We start from the raw sequence: 16,011 nt of genomic DNA, 5'->3' as shown, positions 1-16,011 counted from the left end.
CGCTTTTGCGCCCTTTTTTGTTTCAACACAAAAACCAGGTGTGTTCAAAATCCACCCCTCACCCCAGCCCTCTCCCCAGAGGGGAGAGGGGGAAAGGGAGCCGATCTTCAAGCTTTTCAAAACTTGAGTTCGACCCGGACTTTCAAGTCGATTTAGCCCCACGCCTTTCAAATCGTGAGTTCAACTCAGTTTTTCAGGTCGATGTATAGCGTAAGACACCTCGGTCAGTCCCCTCGCCCCTCTGGGGAGAGGGTTAGGGTGAGGGGGTGGATCTAACAGCCACCCAATATTCCAAACCATTACCCTAACCGTAACAATCCAACACTCTGCTTGATTGATACCCCCCACCCAACGCTCCTAAGGTGGCTCCCACGACAGCGAACCCCGTGGAGTGGTCATGACAACAACAATTTCCCCCAACGCGCGATGGACGCGGCGGCGCAGCGAGAAGCAGCGGCGGCTTGAGTTGGTGAAAGGTTTGGCCGACGGCGTGGTGTTGCCGACCGACAAGATTGTCGCGGCGCTGGAGGCGTTGATCTTGCCCGGCGACCGCGTGGTGCTCGAAGGCAATAACCAGAAACAGGCGGATTTCCTCTCGCGCTCGCTGGCCAAGGCCGATCCGGCCAAGCTTCACGACTTGCACATGATCATGCCCAGCGTCGGGCGATCCGAGCACCTCGACCTGTTCGAACGCGGCATCGCCCGCAAGCTCGATTTCTCCTTCGCCGGCACCCAGAGCCTGCGCATCAGCCAGTTGCTTGAAGACGGTTTGCTGGAAATCGGCGCGATCCACACTTACATCGAACTCTACGCGCGACTGGTGGTGGACCTGATCCCCAACGTCGTGCTCTCGGCCGGTTTCATGGCCGACCGCGCCGGCAATATCTACACCGGCCCGAGCACTGAAGACACTCCAGCGCTCATCGAACCAGCCGCCTTCAGCGACGGCATCGTCATCGTCCAGGTCAACCAATTGGTCGACGACGTCAGCGACCTGCCTCGCGTCGACATCCCGGCATCCTGGGTCGATTTCGTGGTGGTGGCCGACAAGCCGTTCTACATCGAGCCACTGTTCACCCGCGATCCACGGCACATCAAGCCTGTGCACGTGTTGATGGCGATGATGGCGATTCGCGGGATTTACGAAAAACACAACGTGCAGTCGCTGAACCACGGCATCGGTTTCAACACCGCCGCCATCGAATTGATCCTGCCGACCTACGGCGAATCCCTCGGCCTCAAAGGCAAAATCTGCCGCAACTGGACGCTCAATCCGCACCCGACGCTGATCCCGGCGATCGAAAGTGGCTGGGTCGAAAGCGTGCATTGCTTCGGCACCGAACTGGGCATGGAAAACTACATTGCCGCGCGGCCCGACGTGTTCTTCACCGGCCGCGACGGCTCGCTGCGTTCCAACCGGATGTTCTGCCAACTCGCCGGGCAATACGCGGTGGACTTGTTCATCGGCGCGACCCTGCAAGTCGATGGCGATGGCCATTCCTCCACCGTCACTCGCGGGCGCCTCGCCGGTTTCGGTGGTGCGCCGAACATGGGCCACGACCCGCGCGGTCGCCGCCACGGCACCCCGGCCTGGCTCGACATGCGCCACGACGATGCGCCGGAAGCCTTGCTCGAACGCGGTAAAAAACTCGTGGTGCAAATGGTCGAGACGTTCCAGGAGGGCGGCAAACCGACCTTTGTCGACACCCTCGACGCGGTCGAAGTCGCGCGCAAAAGCGGCATGCCGCTGGCGCCGATCATGATTTACGGCGACGACGTCACTCACTTGCTGACCGAAGAAGGCATCGCCTATCTGTACAAGGCGCGCTCGCTGGAGGAACGCCAAGCCATGATTGCCGCAGTCGCCGGCGTCACCGCCATCGGCCTGCGCCACAACCCGAAAGACACCGCCCGTATGCGCCGCGAAGGCTTGATCGCCTTGCCCGAAGACCTCGGCATCCGCCGCACCGACGCCACCCGTGAACTGCTTGCGGCGAAAAGTGTGGCTGATCTGGTCGAGTGGTCTGGCGGCCTCTACAACCCGCCCGCCAAGTTCAGGAGTTGGTAAATGCACGCACTTAATCTGCAATCCAAACCGCTGACCCTGGCTGATCGGTTGGCCGATCTGGCGGTGGACGCGTTGATCGACGAAGCGGACCTGTCGCCGAAACCGGCACTGGTTGACCGTCGCGGCAATGGCGCACACAGCGATTTGCACCTCGGTTTGATGCACGCCTCGGCGCTGTCACTGTGGCCGGCGTTCAAGGAAATGGCCGAGGCGGCGATCCAGTTCGGCGCCGTCGGTTTGCCGCTGCGCGAAGCCCTCGGGCGCATTGGTCGCGAAGGCGAGCAAGCGATGCTCGCCACCACCAACGGCGTGAATACCCATCGCGGGGCGATTTGGGCCTTGGGCCTGCTGATCGCCGCCGCCGCACTGGAAAACACCAACGCCAGTGCCGTCACGTTGTGCGCCGCACGTCTAGCCTTGCTCGATGACCGTTACGCCCCACGCCCACTCAGCCACGGCGCCCAAGTCGCCCAGCGCTACGGCGCGCGCGGTGCCCGCGAAGAAGCGCAGCTTGGTTTTCCGGCAGTGTTGCAACGCGCATTGCCGCAACTCAAACGCAGCCGCGCGCTCGGCCACGGCGAACAAAACGCGCGCCTCGACGCCTTGCTCGCAATCATGACCCGACTGGCCGACACCTGTGTGCTCTACCGCGCCGGCGAAACCGGTCTGCAAACCATGCAACTCGGCGCGCAAGCGGTGCTCGACGCGGGCGGCAGTGCCAGCCTTGGCGGGCGTCGGCGTTTGCATGAGCTGGACCAACAATTAATCGCGTTGAACGCCTCGCCCGGCGGCGCTGCTGACTTGCTCGCCGCTTGCCTGTTCATCGACCGTATCGAGTCCGGAGCTTTCTGATGGAAACCTTATCCTTTGAATTCCCCGCCGGGCAGCCGCCGCGCGGTCGGACGCTGGTGGGCTGTGTCGGCTCGGGCGATCTGGAAGTGCTGATCGAACCGAGGCAGGCCGGCAAACTGACGATTCAGGTGCAGACCTCGGTCAACGGTGCCGAACAACGCTGGCAGCATCTGTTTGCGCGGATGTTCGACGGGCAAACGCCGCCAGCGATGGCCATCGATATCCACGACTTCGGCGCGACCCCAGGCGTGGTGCGTCTGCGTCTGGAGCAAGGCTTTGAGGAGATTGGCCATGACTGATCTCCTCCAGCCGTCCCTGCAAAGACGCAGCTTCGTAGAACTCGGCGCCCGGCAACGGGCGAAAGCCTTGCTCGACGCCGGGACCTTTCGCGAATTGCTCGACCCGTTTCAACGAATCATGTCGCCATGGCTGTCGCGCCAGGGCGTGGTGCCGCAAGCCGACGACGGCGTGGTCATCGCCAAGGGTAGCATCGGCGGTTTGCCGGTGGTGATCGCCGCGATTGAAGGTGCATTTCAGGGCGGCAGCCTCGGCGAAGTCGGCGGCGCGAAGATCGCCGGTGCGCTGCAACTGGCCGCCGAAGACAACCGCAAAGGCATTCCAACCCGCGCCGTGCTGTTGCTGGAAACCGGCGGCGTGCGGTTGCAGGAAGCCAATCTCGGGCTCGCGGCGATTGCCGATATTCACGCGGCGATTGTCGATCTGCGCCAGTACCAACCGGTGATTGGCGTGGTGGCCGGCAGTGTCGGTTGTTTTGGCGGGATGTCGATTGCGGCCGGGTTATGCAGTTATCTGCTGGTGACCCAGGAAGCGCGGCTTGGCTTGAATGGTCCGCAGGTGATCGAGCAGGAAGCCGGGCTTGAGGAATACGACTCGCGGGATCGCCCGTTTATCTGGAGCCTGACCGGTGGCGAGCAGCGGTTTGCCAGTGGTTTGGCGGATCGTTATGTCGCCGATGATGTGGCGCAGATTCAGCAGCAGGTCAGTGATTTGCTCAAGCAAGGTTTGCCGGACCTACAACGTAGCCAGCAATCCGAGTTGTTCCTGCAGCGTTTGGCGCGCCTCGACGCTGAACCGCAAATCGAACCTTCAGTGGTTCGCGATCTGTATCAAGGAGAGCGCTCATGAGAGGTTTGAACTGGTTTAACGCTTTGAGCAGCGGCGCCAAACCTGTTGAAGGTTTGCCCGCCTCGCTGAAAGTCGCCGACGGTGTTTTGGGCGACCAAACCGTGCGATTTATCGCGGTGGTGACCGATCCCGACAACCGCTTCGCCCGTGCTCGTAATGGCGAAGTTGGATTGCTTGAAGGTTGGGGGTTGGCCAAAGCCGTGGAGGAAGTCATCGTTGCGGATAAAGACAAATCGCAGAAGCGCGCTTTGATCGCCATCGTCGACGTACCAAGCCAAGCCTACGGTCGCCGCGAAGAAGCCCTCGGTATTCACCAAGCCTTGGCCGGTGCCGCAGACAGTTACGCGCGCGCTCGATTGGCCGGCCATGCCGTGATCGGTCTGCTGGTCGGCAAAGCAATGTCCGGCGCATTTCTCGCTCACGGTTATCAAGCCAACCGGCTGATTGCGCTGCGCGATCCGGGCGTCATGGTCCACGCGATGGGCAAGGCTTCGGCAGCGCGAGTGACCTTGCGCAGTGTCGAGGAACTCGAAGCGCTGGCCGCCAGCGTGCCGCCGATGGCCTATGACATTGAAAGTTACGCCAGCCTCGGTTTGCTCTGGGAAACCTTGTCAGTGGAGCAGATTGAACAACCGACGGCGCAGGATCTTACCTGCGTGACTGAATGCCTGAGCCTGGCGATCAGTGATGTCGCCGCGAAGGGTCGCGATCTGAGCAGCCGCCTCGGCGCGAGCAACCGCGCGGCGTCGAGCCAGGTGCGTGAACTGCTGAGAGCGCAGTGGTGAAGACGTTTCTGGCGCATGACTTGCTCTGGGGCATGACCCCGCAGCAGTTGCCTGCGGACGCGCCGACGTGGGTGAGTGAAACGCTGAGTGCCAGTCATCCGGTGGTGGTTCGGCGAGCGTTGAGCGCGCCGGGTCAGATAGCGGTTGGCGTGCGCGGGCCGTTGCGTGAGCAGCGTTTTGCCACGCTGATGGCGGTCGAAGCGATTCAGCGTCGGGTCAAACCGGAAGACCTTTGCCACGTTCTGATTGATCGGGATTTGCCGGCGTTGCTTGCGCTAAATCAGCTTCGGCCGATGCTCGATGGCTGTGGTTTTGTCTGGGGCATCAGCGGCAGCGCCGGGTTTGAGTTGGCCAGCGGTGTTCAAGCGCTGCATGAGCGCAGCGATCTCGATTTGATTCTGCGCACGCCGCAGCCCTTGAGCCGCACTCAGGCTCGGGCGCTGCTGAAGATTGTCGACAGCGCCGCCTGCCAGGTCGACCTGCAATTGCAGACACCTTGCGGCGCTGTCGCCCTGCGCGAATGGGCCGGGCCAGCGCGCCGGGTCCTGTTGAAAAACGCTCATCAGGCCTGTCTGGTGATGGATCCGTGGAACCCGCAGGAGCAAGCGGCGTGAGCAGTTTGCTGGTGTTCCCCGGTCAGGGCGCGCAGCAGCCGGGCATGCTCCATCGGTTGCCTCGGGAAACGCTCGATGAGGCGAGTGAAGTGCTCGGCGAAGACGTCTTGCTGCTGGATTCTGCCGATGCGTTGCGGTCGACCAGGGCGGTTCAACTGTGCCTGCTGATCGCGGGTGTCGCGGCTTCACGGCAACTGGCGATGGCCGCAGAGTATGTCGCCGGGCTGTCCATCGGCGCCTATCCGGCAGCGGTGGTCGCCGGTGCTTTGCGCTTCAGCGACGCGCTGCATCTGGTCAGCCTGCGCGGCGAGCTGATGCAGCAGGCTTATCCACAGGGCTACGGCATGACCGCGATTATCGGCCTGGATTTATCCACCGTCGAAACGCTGCTGGCGCAGGTTCACAGCAAAGAAACGCCGGTGTATCTGGCCAATATCAACGCCGATAACCAAGTGGTGATTGCCGGCAGCGATGAAGCGATGAACGCCGTGGCGCAGTTGGCCAGACAACGCGGCGCAGGCCTGGCTAAACGCTTGGCCGTCAGCGTGCCGTCGCACTGCCCGCTGCTGGATGCGCCGGCGCAAACCCTTGCCGAAGCCTTCGCCAAGGTCCGTTTGCAAACCCCGGCGACAGGCTACCTGAGCGGCAGCCGCGCCCGGCCGATCAGCAATGTTGAAGCCTTGCGTGACGACCTGGCGTTCAACATGTGCCGCGTCGTCGATTGGCGCGGCACGGTGCAAAGCGCTTACGAGCGCGGCGTGCGGCTGCAGATCGAACTGCCGCCCGGCGCCGTGCTGACCGGGCTGGCGCGCCGGGTGTTCGAGCAGGGCAGCGTGATCGCCTTCGACGGTGCGCGGCTCGACACCTTGCAAGCGCTGTTGCGTGAGGAGGGAAACCGCCAACTCTAGATCACCCGACTCAGGCTTCGAACAACAAAAACAACATTCGACGACGCAACTTGAGGGACTACAACAATGATTATTTACGGTGTGGCGCTGTTGGCGATCTGTACGCTGGCAGGGGTGATCATGGGTGACGCGCTGGGCGTGTTGCTGGGCGTGAAGTCCAACGTCGGCGGGGTCGGGATCGCGATGATCCTGTTGATCTGCGCGCGGCTGTGGATGCAGAAACGCGGCGGCATGACCAAGGATTGCGAGATGGGCGTCGGCTTCTGGGGCGCAATGTACATTCCGGTGGTGGTGGCGATGGCGGCGCAGCAAAACGTCGTCACCGCGCTGCACGGCGGCCCGGTGGCGGTGCTGGCGGCGATCGCTTCGGTGGTGATTTGCGGCGGCACGATTGCGCTGATCAGCCGCACGCACAAGGGCGAACCGTTGCCCGACGAACCGCAGGAAATCTCCCCGGTTGGCACGCCGGTAGGGGGGCGCTGATATGTGGGATCTCATCGAGAAAGGCCTGGAACATAACGGTCTGGTCACGGCGTTCGCGTTCGTCGGCGTGATCATGTGGGTGTCGGTGGTGTTGTCGAAACGCCTGACGTTCGGGCGGATTCACGGCTCGGCGATTGCCATTGTCATCGGCCTGGTGCTGGCGTGGGTCGGCGGCACCATGACCGGCGGGCAAAAAGGCCTGGCGGACCTGACGCTGTTCTCCGGCATCGGTTTGATGGGCGGCGCGATGCTGCGCGACTTTGCGATTGTCGCGACGGCGTTTGAGGTGCAGGCCACCGAGGCGAAGAAGGCTGGAATGATCGGGGTGATTGCGCTGCTGCTGGGCACGATCCTGCCGTTTATTGTCGGCGCGAGCATTGCCTGGGCGTTCGGCTATCGCGATGCGGTGAGCATGACCACCATCGGCGCGGGCGCGGTGACTTACATCGTCGGGCCGGTGACCGGGGCGGCGATTGGCGCGAGTTCGGATGTGGTGGCGCTGTCGATTGCCACCGGGTTGATCAAGGCGATTCTGGTGATGGTCGGCACGCCGATGGCGGCGAAATGGATGGGCCTGGACAACCCGCGCTCGGCGATGGTTTTTGGTGGCTTGGCCGGAACCGTGAGCGGCGTGACGGCGGGGCTGGCGGCGACGGATCGGCGGTTGGTGCCTTATGGGGCGTTGACGGCGACGTTCCATACCGGGCTGGGGTGTTTGTTGGGGCCTTCGTTGTTGTACTTCATTGTTCGTGGGATTGTGGGGTAGGGCTCAAGATCCACCCCTCACCCTAACCCTCTCCCCAGAGGGGCGAGGGGACTGACCGAGTTGTTCTTTCGAGCTACATCGACCTGAAATATCGCGCCGAACTCAGGTTTTGAAAAGCAGATCCATTGCGATTAGAAGTTGAACTCAGGTTTGAAAAGCCCCCTATCGGCTCCCTTTCCCCCTCTCCCCAGGGGGGGCGAGGGGACTGACCGAGTTGTTCTTTCGAGCTACATCGACCTGAAATATCGCGCCGAACTCAGGTTCTGAAAAGCAGAACCATTGTGATTAGAAGTTGAACTCAGGTTTGAAAAGCCCTCGATCGGCTCCCTTCCCCCTCTCCCCTATGGGGAGAGGGCTGGGGTGAGGGGTGGCTCTCAGTCATACCACCACATTCCGATTGGCATACGTCCGGCACTCCGCCAGCAACGCCAATAAATTCGGATCACGCTCCTTGGCTTTCAGAAACACCACGCCGATGTGCTGCTGCAATCGATACTTTTCCTGCAGCGGAATCAGCTTCACCCGGTTCTCATACACCGCCGCAATCCGCCCCGGCAGCAGCGCATAACCGACGCCCGAGCTGACCATGCTCAGCAGGGTGAAGATGTCGTTGACCTGCATCGCCACTTTCGGCTCGAACCCCGCCTGCTTGAAAACCCGAATCCCGTCCTGATGCGTGGCAAAGCCTTGCGTCAGCGTGATGAATGTCTCGTCGCGCACTTCCGCGAGGTCGACTTCGGCGCGCTGGGCGAACTTCGAATCTGCCGGCGTAGCGAGGAAGATGTCGTCGGAGAACAGCGCAATATGCTCGCAATCCGCGTCGTGGATGCTGTCGTCCAGCGACACCAGAATGGCGTCGACTTCCATGTTTTTCAGCTTGTACAACAGGTCGATATTGGAGCCGAGGATCAGGTCGATATTCAGTTCGCTGCGGCGGATCTTCAGGCCCATGATCAGCTGCGGCACGGTCTTCACCGTCAGCGAATACAGCGAGCCAAGTTTGAAACGTTCCGCCGAGAACCCGGCCGCTTCGCGGGTCAGGCGCACACTTTCGACGACGTCCTGAATCAGCTTTTGCGCGCGTTCTTCCAGCACGTAAGCGCTTTCCAGCGGCGTCAGGTTGCGTCCTTCGTGCTTGAACAACGGGCAGCGCAGGGCGCTTTCGAGGGAATGAATCGCGCGGTGCACGCTGACGTTGCTGGTCTGCAATTCGGCAGCGGCACGCGCCAGGTTGCCGGTGCGCATGAAGGCGAGGAACACCTCGAGTTTTTTCAGGGTCAACTCTTCGTCGATCAGCATGGGCCGGACTCTTGTTCGAATGGCTCGATTGTGCACGATGCAAGTTGCAAGGGGATATGTGTCTTGAAACATTGCGCTTTTAGTCTCAAGGGCTGAGCCTTGCGCCATGTTGTAACGAATTTTGAGGTGAGTAACAGATGTATCACGGGGAAAGATTGAACGCCTGGACGCACTTGGTCGGGGCCGTCGCGGCAGGGATTGGCGCGGTGTGGATGCTGGTGATTGCAAGCATGGACGGCAGTCCGTGGAAGATTGTCAGCGTGGCGATTTACGGATTTACCTTGATGGTGCTCTACAGCGCCTCGACCGTTTACCACAGCGTGCGCGGGCGCAAGAAAGAGATCATGCAGAAGGTTGATCACTTTTCGATCTACCTGCTGATCGCCGGCAGCTACACGCCGTTTTGCCTGGTGACGTTACGCGGGCCGTGGGGCTGGACGTTGTTCGGGATTGTCTGGGGGTTGGCGCTGATCGGGATTTTGCAGGAGATCAAACCGCGGTCGGAGGCGCGGATTCTGTCGATCGTGATTTACGCGGTGATGGGCTGGATTGTCTTGGTGGCGGTCAAGCCTTTGCTCGCGGCGCTGGGCGCTACGGGGTTCGCGTGGCTGGCGTCGGGCGGGGTTTTATATACCGTGGGGATTATCTTTTTCGCGCTGGATCACCGGTTGCGGCATGCGCATGGGATCTGGCATCTGTTCGTGATCGCCGGGAGTCTGCTGCACTTTGTGGCGATATTGTTTTATGTCCTGTAGGTCGAGGTAAGCCCATCGCGGGCAAGCCTTGCTCCCACAGGTCGGTGGCCGTCGAAAGCTCGGTGGCAAGCCCTGACCCTGTGGGAGCAAAGCTTGCTCGCGATAGCGGTTTAGAAATCCCCCCACAATTGCTGGGCAACCGCCAACGCCACCACCGGCGCGGTCTCGGTGCGCAGCACTCGCGGGCCGAGGCGGGCGGCGTGGAAACCGGCACTTTTAGCCTGATCCACTTCCGCATCCGACAACCCGCCCTCCGGCCCGATCAGAAACGCCAACGTCGCAGGTTTGGCATGGCTCACCAGCGGTTCCGCGACCGGGTGCAGCACCAGCTTCAATTCGGCCTCGGTCTGCTTCAACCAATCCGCCAACAACAGCGGCGGATGAATCACCGGCACTGTTGAGCATCCGCACTGTTCGCACGCGCTGATCGCCACTTGGCGCCAGTGCAGCCGACGTTTGTCGGCGCGTTCGTCCTTGAGGCGGACTTCGCAGCGGTCGGTGAAAATCGGGGTGATTTCAGTCACGCCCAGCTCGGTGGCTTTCTGGATTGCCCAGTCCATCCGCTCGCCACGGGACAGGCCCTGGCCGAGGTGGATCTGCAGCGGCGATTCGATCTGGCCGCGAAAGCTTTCATCGATCCGCACCACCACGCGTTTCTTCCCGACGTCCACCAGCGAGCCGCGAAACTCATGGCCCGAGCCGTCGAACAATTGCACCGCATCCCCCTCGGCCATGCGCAGCACCCGGCTGATGTAATGGGCCTGCGCCTCGGGCAACTCGTGCTCGCCGGTACTCAGGGGGGCGTCGATAAAGAAGCGGGAGAGTCTCATCTGGGTTCTCTGAAAAATTGGCTCGGAATCGCTTTTGTGGCTGCTGACGATTTGCGGTGACTGTCAGCCCGGATCACGGAAGTCCGGGTGAAATTCTTTCGGCACGGACACGCTGACGCTGTCGCGCGTGGCGATGTCGATGCCTTCGCTGGCCACTTCGGCGAGGAAGTCGATCTGCTCTGGGGTAATCACGTACGGCGGCAGGAAATACACCACGCTGCCCAGCGGTCGCAACAAGGCACCGCGCTCCAGCGCATGCTTGAACACCTTCAAACCGCGCCGTTCCTGCCACGGATAGGCTTGCTTGGTCGCCTTGTCCTTGACCATCTCGATGGCCAGGACCATGCCGGTCTGCCGCACTTCGGCGACGTTCGGATGATCGACCAGATGCGCGGTGGACGTCGCCATGCGCTGGGCCAGGGCCTTGTTGTTCTCGATGACGTTGTCTTCTTCGAAGATATCCAGCGTCGCCAACGCGGCGGCGCACGCCAGCGGGTTGCCGGTGTAGCTGTGGGAGTGCAGGAAGGCGCGCAGGGTCGGGTAATCGTCGTAGAACGCGCTGTAGACGTCGTCGGTGGTCAACACCGCCGCCAACGGCAGATAACCGCCGGTCAACGCTTTCGACAAACACAGGAAGTCCGGACGGATACCGGCCTGCTCGCAGGCAAACATGGTCCCGGTGCGGCCAAAACCGACGGCGATTTCATCGTGGATCAGGTGCACGCCATAACGGTCGCACGCCTCGCGCAGCAACTTCAGGTAAACCGGGTGATACATGCGCATGCCGCCCGCGCCCTGGATCAACGGCTCGAGAATGACCGCGGCGACCGTTTCGTGGTTGTCCGCGAGGGTCTGCTCCATGGCAACGAACATGTTGCGCGAGTGTTCTTCCCAGCTCATGCCTTCGGGACGCAAGTAGCAATCCGGGCTCGGCACTTTGATGGTGTCAATCAGCAGCGCTTTGTAGGTTTCGGTAAACAACGGCACGTCGCCGACCGCCATCGCCGCCATGGTCTCGCCGTGGTAGCCGTTGGTCAGGGTGACGAAGCGCTTCTTGTTCGGCTGGCCGTGATTGAGCCAATAGTGAAAGCTCATTTTCAACGCGACTTCGATGCACGACGAACCGTTATCGGCGTAGAAGCACCGGGTCAGGCCTTCCGGGGTCATCTTCAACAGACGCTCGGACAGTTCGATGACCGGCTGATGGCTGAAACCGGCGAGGATCACGTGTTCCAGTTGATCGACCTGGTCCTTGATGCGCTGGTTGATGCGCGGGTTGGCGTGGCCGAACACGTTGACCCACCAGGAACTGACGGCGTCGAGGTAGCGTTTGCCTTCGAAGTCCTCCAGCCAGATGCCTTCACCGCGCTTGATCGGGATCAGCGGCAGCTGTTCGTGGTCTTTCATCTGGGTGCACGGGTGCCATAAAACGGCCAGATCCCGTTGCATCCACTGATTATTCAGGCCCATTTACAGTCTCCTCGAGGCGCTCCGCGGCAGGCGCGGACATACAATCGCGCAAGCCTATGCAATGCATCGCGCCGGAACAACCCCGCCCGAGCAACCCATTGTGTCGATTGAGCTACTTTGTGTGGGGCGATAGACGTCGCTGGCGGCGTTTTGATGGCTGACGTATTCTTCGCGATTCTTTGAGTCGTCTGACTCGCAAAACTGATTTTTCCTACGCTTATTTCCGGAGTTCGCTGAATGTCTGCTGGTTGGCTGCGCGCCTGTGCGCTGGTGATGTTGGGGCTGTTCAGCGTTTCGGCGCTGGCCAAGGATAAAACAGCGATCGTGATCGGCGGTGGGCTTTCGGGCCTCACGGCGGCGTACGAACTGCAAAACAAAGGCTGGCAGGTCACGCTGCTGGAAGCCAAACCAAGCCTGGGCGGTCGCTCCGGCATGGCCACCAGCGAGTGGATCGGCAACGACAAGGCCCAACCGGTGCTGAACAAGTACGTTTCGGCGTTCAAACTCAGCACCACGCCAGCGCCTGAATTCGTGCGCACACCCGGCTACCTGGTTGATGGTGTTTATTTCACCGCCGCCGATCTGGCCACCAAAGACCCGGTGACTGCCGAAGCGCTGAAGCGCTACGAAAAAACCGTCGATGATCTTGCGCGTTCGATCGAAGACCCGCAAAACCCGGCTGCCAACAACACGCTGCATGCGCTGGATCAGATCAACGTGTCCAATTGGCTCGACCGTCTGTCGCTGCCAGCAACGGCGCGTCAGTTGATCAATCAGCAGATTCGTACGCGTTACGACGAACCTTCGCGCCTGTCGCTGCTGTATTTCGCACAGCAGAACCGAGTCTACAGCGGTGTTTCCGACCGTGACCTGCGGGCTTCGCGCCTGCTCGGCGGCAGTCCGGTGTTGGCTCAGGCCTTCGTCAAACAACTGAAAACCATCAAGACCAGCTCACCGGTGTCGGCGATTGTCCAGGACAAGGACGGCGTGACCGTCAAAGTCGGCAGCGTTGGTTATCAGGCGGATTATGTGGTGGTCGCAGTGCCATTGCGCGCCCTCAACAAGATCAGCATGACCCCGGCGCTGGACGCTCAGCACCTCGGCGCGATCAAGGGCACCAACTACGGCTGGCGCGACCAGATCATGCTGAAGTTCAAGACGCCAGTGTGGGAAAGCAAGGCGCGCATGTCCGGCGAGATCTACAGCAACGCCGGCCTCGGCATGTTGTGGATTGAACCGGCGCTGAAGGGCGGCGCCAATGTGGTGATCAACCTGTCCGGCGACAATGCGCGGGTGATGCAGGCCTTCGGCGACAAGCAGATGGTCGATCAGGTGTTGATTCGCCTGCACGCGTTTTACCCACAGGCGCGCGGTTCGTTCACCGGTTATGAAATCCGCCGTTACAGCACCGACCCGTCGATGGGCGGCGCTTACCTGGCCTTCGGCCCAGGCCAGATCAGCAAATACTGGCGCTTGTGGGAGCGTCCGCTGCAGCGCGTAGCGTTTGCCGGCGAACACACCGACACCTTGTACCCGGGCACTCTGGAAGGCGCCTTGCGCACCGGCCAGCGCGCGGCCAGTCAGGTTGAAGACCTGGCGGCGGGCAAGTCGTTTGAACCGGCGAAAGTGGTTCCGGCAGCGACCGCAGTAGCGGCGGGCGCGGCAGCGCAGAAGAAAGGCAACGTCTTCAGCAATTTCTTCGGCAATCTGTTCGGTGGTTCTGCGGACGAAGAGAAGAAAGCGCAACCAGTGAAGGCGCCTGAGCCAGTAACGCCGCCAGCCCCGACGCCAGCTCCAGTGGTCGCCCCGGCCCCGGCGCCAGTGGAAGCACCGAAGCCTGCGGCACCGGTCAAAGCCGAGCCAGCGAAGAAAGCGGCCAAGCCTGCGGCGAAGAAACCTGCGGCAAAAACCGAGACTAAAAAAGCCCCGGCCAAACCGGCGGCGAAGAAAGCTGAACCGGCGAAAAAGCCTGCGGCAAAACCGGCTGCAGCGACTGAGACCAAAGCGCAGTAAGGCGTTGCGGTGAATGAAAGCGCGGCCTGAGGGCCGCGCTTTTTTTTGCCTGGCAGATGGCTTTCGCGAGCAGGCTCGCTCCTGCATCTGACGCCACGCTGTTCTCTGTAGGAGTGAGCCTGCTCGCGATAGCGTCGTCCGCGCCAACACCTATTTCTCGACATTCGCCTCACAGCCCGACACAAAGTCGCCTTTAATCTTTCCTTAACTCACCACTTGGAGACTCTTGATCGTATTTCTCGATATTTCAAAGCGAAATTTTCCGCTTTAATTCGATAGATAACTCGTTAGTCTTGTTCGCAGTTCTCACAGGATTTGAGCAATGCCGCTACGTAACTCTTCTTCTCGTTATGGCTGGGTCAGCGTGTTCCTGCATTGGGGCGTGGCGCTGGCGGTCTTCGGGCTGTTCGCGTTGGGCCTGTGGATGGTCGGGCTGGATTACTACAGCACCTGGCGCAAAGACGCGCCGGACCTGCACAAAAGCATCGGCCTGACGCTGTTCGCGATCATGTTGCTGCGTGTGCTGTGGCGCTTTATCAGCCCACCGCCGCCGACGTTGCAGAGCTACAGCCGGATGACGCGCATCGGCGCCAAGTTCGGTCATTCGTTCCTGTACATCAGCCTGTTCGCTGTGATGATTGCCGGTTACCTGATTTCCACCGCAGACGGTGTCGGGATTCCGGTGTTTGGCCTGTTTGAGATTCCTGCTCTGGTTTCCGGACTACCGGACCAGGCAGACACCGCTGGGGTGGTTCATTTTTACCTGGCGTGGATATTGGTAATTTTTTCCGGTCTCCATGCGTTGGCAGCATTGAAGCACCACTTTATCGACCGTGATGCGACGCTGACGCGAATGCTCGGCCGCAAAGCTTGAAGTTCAACCTCAACTCCAAAGGAATAGAAAGCATGTTGAAAAAGACTCTCGCCGCTCTGGCAATCGGTTCCGCTCTGCTGTCCGCTAACGTGATGGCTGCTGACTACACCGTCGACAAGGAAGGCCAGCACGCCTTCGTCGACTTCAAGATCAGCCACTTGGGCTACAGCTACATCACCGGTACTTTCAAGGACATCGACGGCAAGTTCAGCTTCGACGCTGCCAAGCCAGAAGACAGCAAGATCGAGTTCAACGTGAATACCGCCAGCGTGTTCACTAACCACGCCGAGCGCGACAAGCACATCGCCAGCGCTGATTTCCTGAACGTCAGCAAGTTCGCCAAGGCCACTTTCGTTTCCACCAGCGTCAAATCCACCGGCAAAAACGCCGCTGGCAAAGACACTGCTGATGTAGCCGGCGACCTGACTCTGCTGGGCGTGACCAAGCCAGTTGTGGTCAAAGTCACCTTCCTGGGTGAAGGCAAGGATCCATGGGGCGGCTACCGTGCCGGCTTCGAAGGCACCACCAGCATCAAGCGCTCCGACTTCGGCAAGCAAAAAGATCTGGGCCCAACCTCCGACGCGGTTGAGTTGTACATCACGTTTGAAGGTGTCAAAGCGAAGTAACCTTCGCGCCTGACAAAAAAACGCCCCCGGCCTCACGGTCGGGGGCGTTTTTTATTGCCCACAAAATCTCCATGACCTCCGCATATACCCTGTGGGAGTGAGCTTGCTCGCGATGGGGCCTTCACATTCAAAATATCTGCTGACTGATCCACCGCTTTCGCGGGCAAGCCTCGCTCCTACAGTTGAGCGTTGTCGTACACGAAACCCGCGTTCACTGAAGATCCCCTGTGGGAGTGAGCTTGCTCGCGATGGGGCCAATGCATTCAACATCTTCGCTGGCTGATCCACCGCTTTCGCGGGCAAGCCTCGCTCCTACAGTTGAGCGTTGTCGTACACGAAACCCGCGTCCACTGGAAATCCCCTGTGGGAGTGAGCCTGCTCGCGATGGGGCCAATGCATTCAACATCTTCGCTGACTGACCCACCGCTTTCGCGGGCAAGCCTCGCTCCTACAGTTGAGCGCTGTCGTACGCAAAACCTGTATGCACTGAAGATCCCCTGTGGGAGCGAGCTTGCTCGCGAT

The 16,011-nt window shown here is 60.8% G+C and carries 16 protein-coding genes; 13 read left to right on the top strand and 3 right to left on the bottom strand.

The annotated features are described in order from the left end of the window. Positions 1 to 397 precede the first annotated feature (397 nt). The 9 genes from mdcA (at position 398) to madM (ending at position 7,622) form a co-directional block, all read left to right on the top strand. The gene (mdcA, locus tag BI292_RS21985) at positions 398 to 2,068 is read left to right on the top strand and encodes a malonate decarboxylase subunit alpha (protein ID WP_101209155.1); all 1,671 of its coding nucleotides are present in this window, start codon (positions 398 to 400) and stop codon (positions 2,066 to 2,068) included. Further along, positions 2,069 to 2,920, top strand: coding sequence for a triphosphoribosyl-dephospho-CoA synthase (locus BI292_RS21980; RefSeq protein WP_101209154.1), 852 nt, complete (start codon positions 2,069 to 2,071; stop codon positions 2,918 to 2,920). Beyond that, positions 2,920 to 3,219 carry a malonate decarboxylase subunit delta gene (locus BI292_RS21975; protein WP_101209153.1) on the top strand — a complete coding sequence of 100 codons (300 nt, stop codon included), beginning with the start codon at positions 2,920 to 2,922 and terminating at the stop codon, positions 3,217 to 3,219. Before BI292_RS21980 ends, BI292_RS21975 begins: the two co-directional genes overlap by 1 nt. After that, on the top strand, positions 3,212 to 4,066 hold the full coding sequence (locus BI292_RS21970) for a biotin-independent malonate decarboxylase subunit beta (RefSeq protein ID WP_101209152.1): 855 nt from the start codon (positions 3,212 to 3,214) through the stop codon (positions 4,064 to 4,066). The genes BI292_RS21975 and BI292_RS21970 overlap by 8 nt, the downstream gene beginning before the upstream one ends. Further along, positions 4,063 to 4,851, top strand: coding sequence for a biotin-independent malonate decarboxylase subunit gamma (gene mdcE, locus BI292_RS21965; RefSeq protein WP_101209151.1), 789 nt, complete (start codon positions 4,063 to 4,065; stop codon positions 4,849 to 4,851). The genes BI292_RS21970 and mdcE overlap by 4 nt, the downstream gene beginning before the upstream one ends. Further along, the gene (locus BI292_RS21960; protein ID WP_101209150.1) at positions 4,845 to 5,465 is read left to right on the top strand and encodes a malonate decarboxylase holo-ACP synthase; all 621 of its coding nucleotides are present in this window, start codon (positions 4,845 to 4,847) and stop codon (positions 5,463 to 5,465) included. The genes mdcE and BI292_RS21960 overlap by 7 nt, the downstream gene beginning before the upstream one ends. Then, positions 5,462 to 6,373: a malonate decarboxylase subunit epsilon gene (mdcH, locus tag BI292_RS21955; RefSeq protein WP_101209149.1), complete on the top strand. Its 912-nt coding sequence runs from the start codon at positions 5,462 to 5,464 to the stop codon at positions 6,371 to 6,373. Before BI292_RS21960 ends, mdcH begins: the two co-directional genes overlap by 4 nt. A gap of 66 nt (positions 6,374 to 6,439) precedes the next feature. Beyond that, positions 6,440 to 6,856: a malonate transporter subunit MadL gene (madL, locus tag BI292_RS21950; protein WP_092276860.1), complete on the top strand. Its 417-nt coding sequence runs from the start codon at positions 6,440 to 6,442 to the stop codon at positions 6,854 to 6,856. Position 6,857: 1 nt separating this feature from the next. After that, on the top strand, positions 6,858 to 7,622 hold the full coding sequence (madM, locus tag BI292_RS21945) for a malonate transporter subunit MadM (RefSeq protein ID WP_092276863.1): 765 nt from the start codon (positions 6,858 to 6,860) through the stop codon (positions 7,620 to 7,622). A 378-nt stretch (positions 7,623 to 8,000) separates the two neighbouring features. On the opposite strand, the gene BI292_RS21940 is transcribed toward madM, so the two are convergent. Continuing rightward, positions 8,001 to 8,921 (bottom strand): LysR substrate-binding domain-containing protein, encoded by a 921-nt coding sequence (locus tag BI292_RS21940; RefSeq protein WP_101209148.1) that lies wholly within the window; start codon positions 8,919 to 8,921, stop codon positions 8,001 to 8,003. Positions 8,922 to 9,058: 137 nt separating this feature from the next. Between BI292_RS21940 and BI292_RS21935 the strand changes: the two genes are divergently transcribed. After that, a complete protein-coding gene (locus tag BI292_RS21935; RefSeq protein WP_101209147.1) occupies positions 9,059 to 9,676 on the top strand; it encodes a hemolysin III family protein in 618 nt (205 codons plus the stop codon). Positions 9,677 to 9,786: 110 nt separating this feature from the next. Here BI292_RS21935 and BI292_RS21930 read toward each other — a convergent pair whose 3' ends face one another. Together BI292_RS21930 and BI292_RS21925 are read right to left on the bottom strand one after the other, a co-directional pair. Continuing rightward, positions 9,787 to 10,506 carry a 16S rRNA (uracil(1498)-N(3))-methyltransferase gene (locus BI292_RS21930; RefSeq protein WP_101209146.1) on the bottom strand — a complete coding sequence of 240 codons (720 nt, stop codon included), beginning with the start codon at positions 10,504 to 10,506 and terminating at the stop codon, positions 9,787 to 9,789. A gap of 63 nt (positions 10,507 to 10,569) precedes the next feature. Further along, positions 10,570 to 11,976, bottom strand: coding sequence for an adenosylmethionine--8-amino-7-oxononanoate transaminase (locus BI292_RS21925; RefSeq protein WP_101209145.1), 1,407 nt, complete (start codon positions 11,974 to 11,976; stop codon positions 10,570 to 10,572). A 237-nt stretch (positions 11,977 to 12,213) separates the two neighbouring features. Here BI292_RS21925 and BI292_RS21920 point away from each other — a divergent pair, with 237 nt between their 5' ends. The 3 genes from BI292_RS21920 to BI292_RS21910 all read left to right on the top strand — a co-directional run bounded on the left by BI292_RS21920 (position 12,214) and on the right by BI292_RS21910 (position 15,489). Continuing rightward, on the top strand, positions 12,214 to 13,989 hold the full coding sequence (locus BI292_RS21920; RefSeq protein ID WP_092276878.1) for a flavin monoamine oxidase family protein: 1,776 nt from the start codon (positions 12,214 to 12,216) through the stop codon (positions 13,987 to 13,989). A 322-nt stretch (positions 13,990 to 14,311) separates the two neighbouring features. Next, on the top strand, positions 14,312 to 14,863 hold the full coding sequence (locus BI292_RS21915) for a cytochrome b (protein WP_092276881.1): 552 nt from the start codon (positions 14,312 to 14,314) through the stop codon (positions 14,861 to 14,863). Between the two features lie 32 nt (positions 14,864 to 14,895). Further along, the gene (locus tag BI292_RS21910) at positions 14,896 to 15,489 is read left to right on the top strand and encodes a YceI family protein (protein WP_101209144.1); all 594 of its coding nucleotides are present in this window, start codon (positions 14,896 to 14,898) and stop codon (positions 15,487 to 15,489) included. Positions 15,490 to 16,011: the final 522 nt, after the last annotated feature.

The organism is Pseudomonas sp. 43NM1, assembly GCF_002836905.1.
Classification (GTDB): Bacteria; Pseudomonadota; Gammaproteobacteria; order Pseudomonadales; family Pseudomonadaceae; genus Aquipseudomonas; species Aquipseudomonas prosekii.
This window is presented reverse-complemented; position numbering and strand designations above follow the sequence as displayed.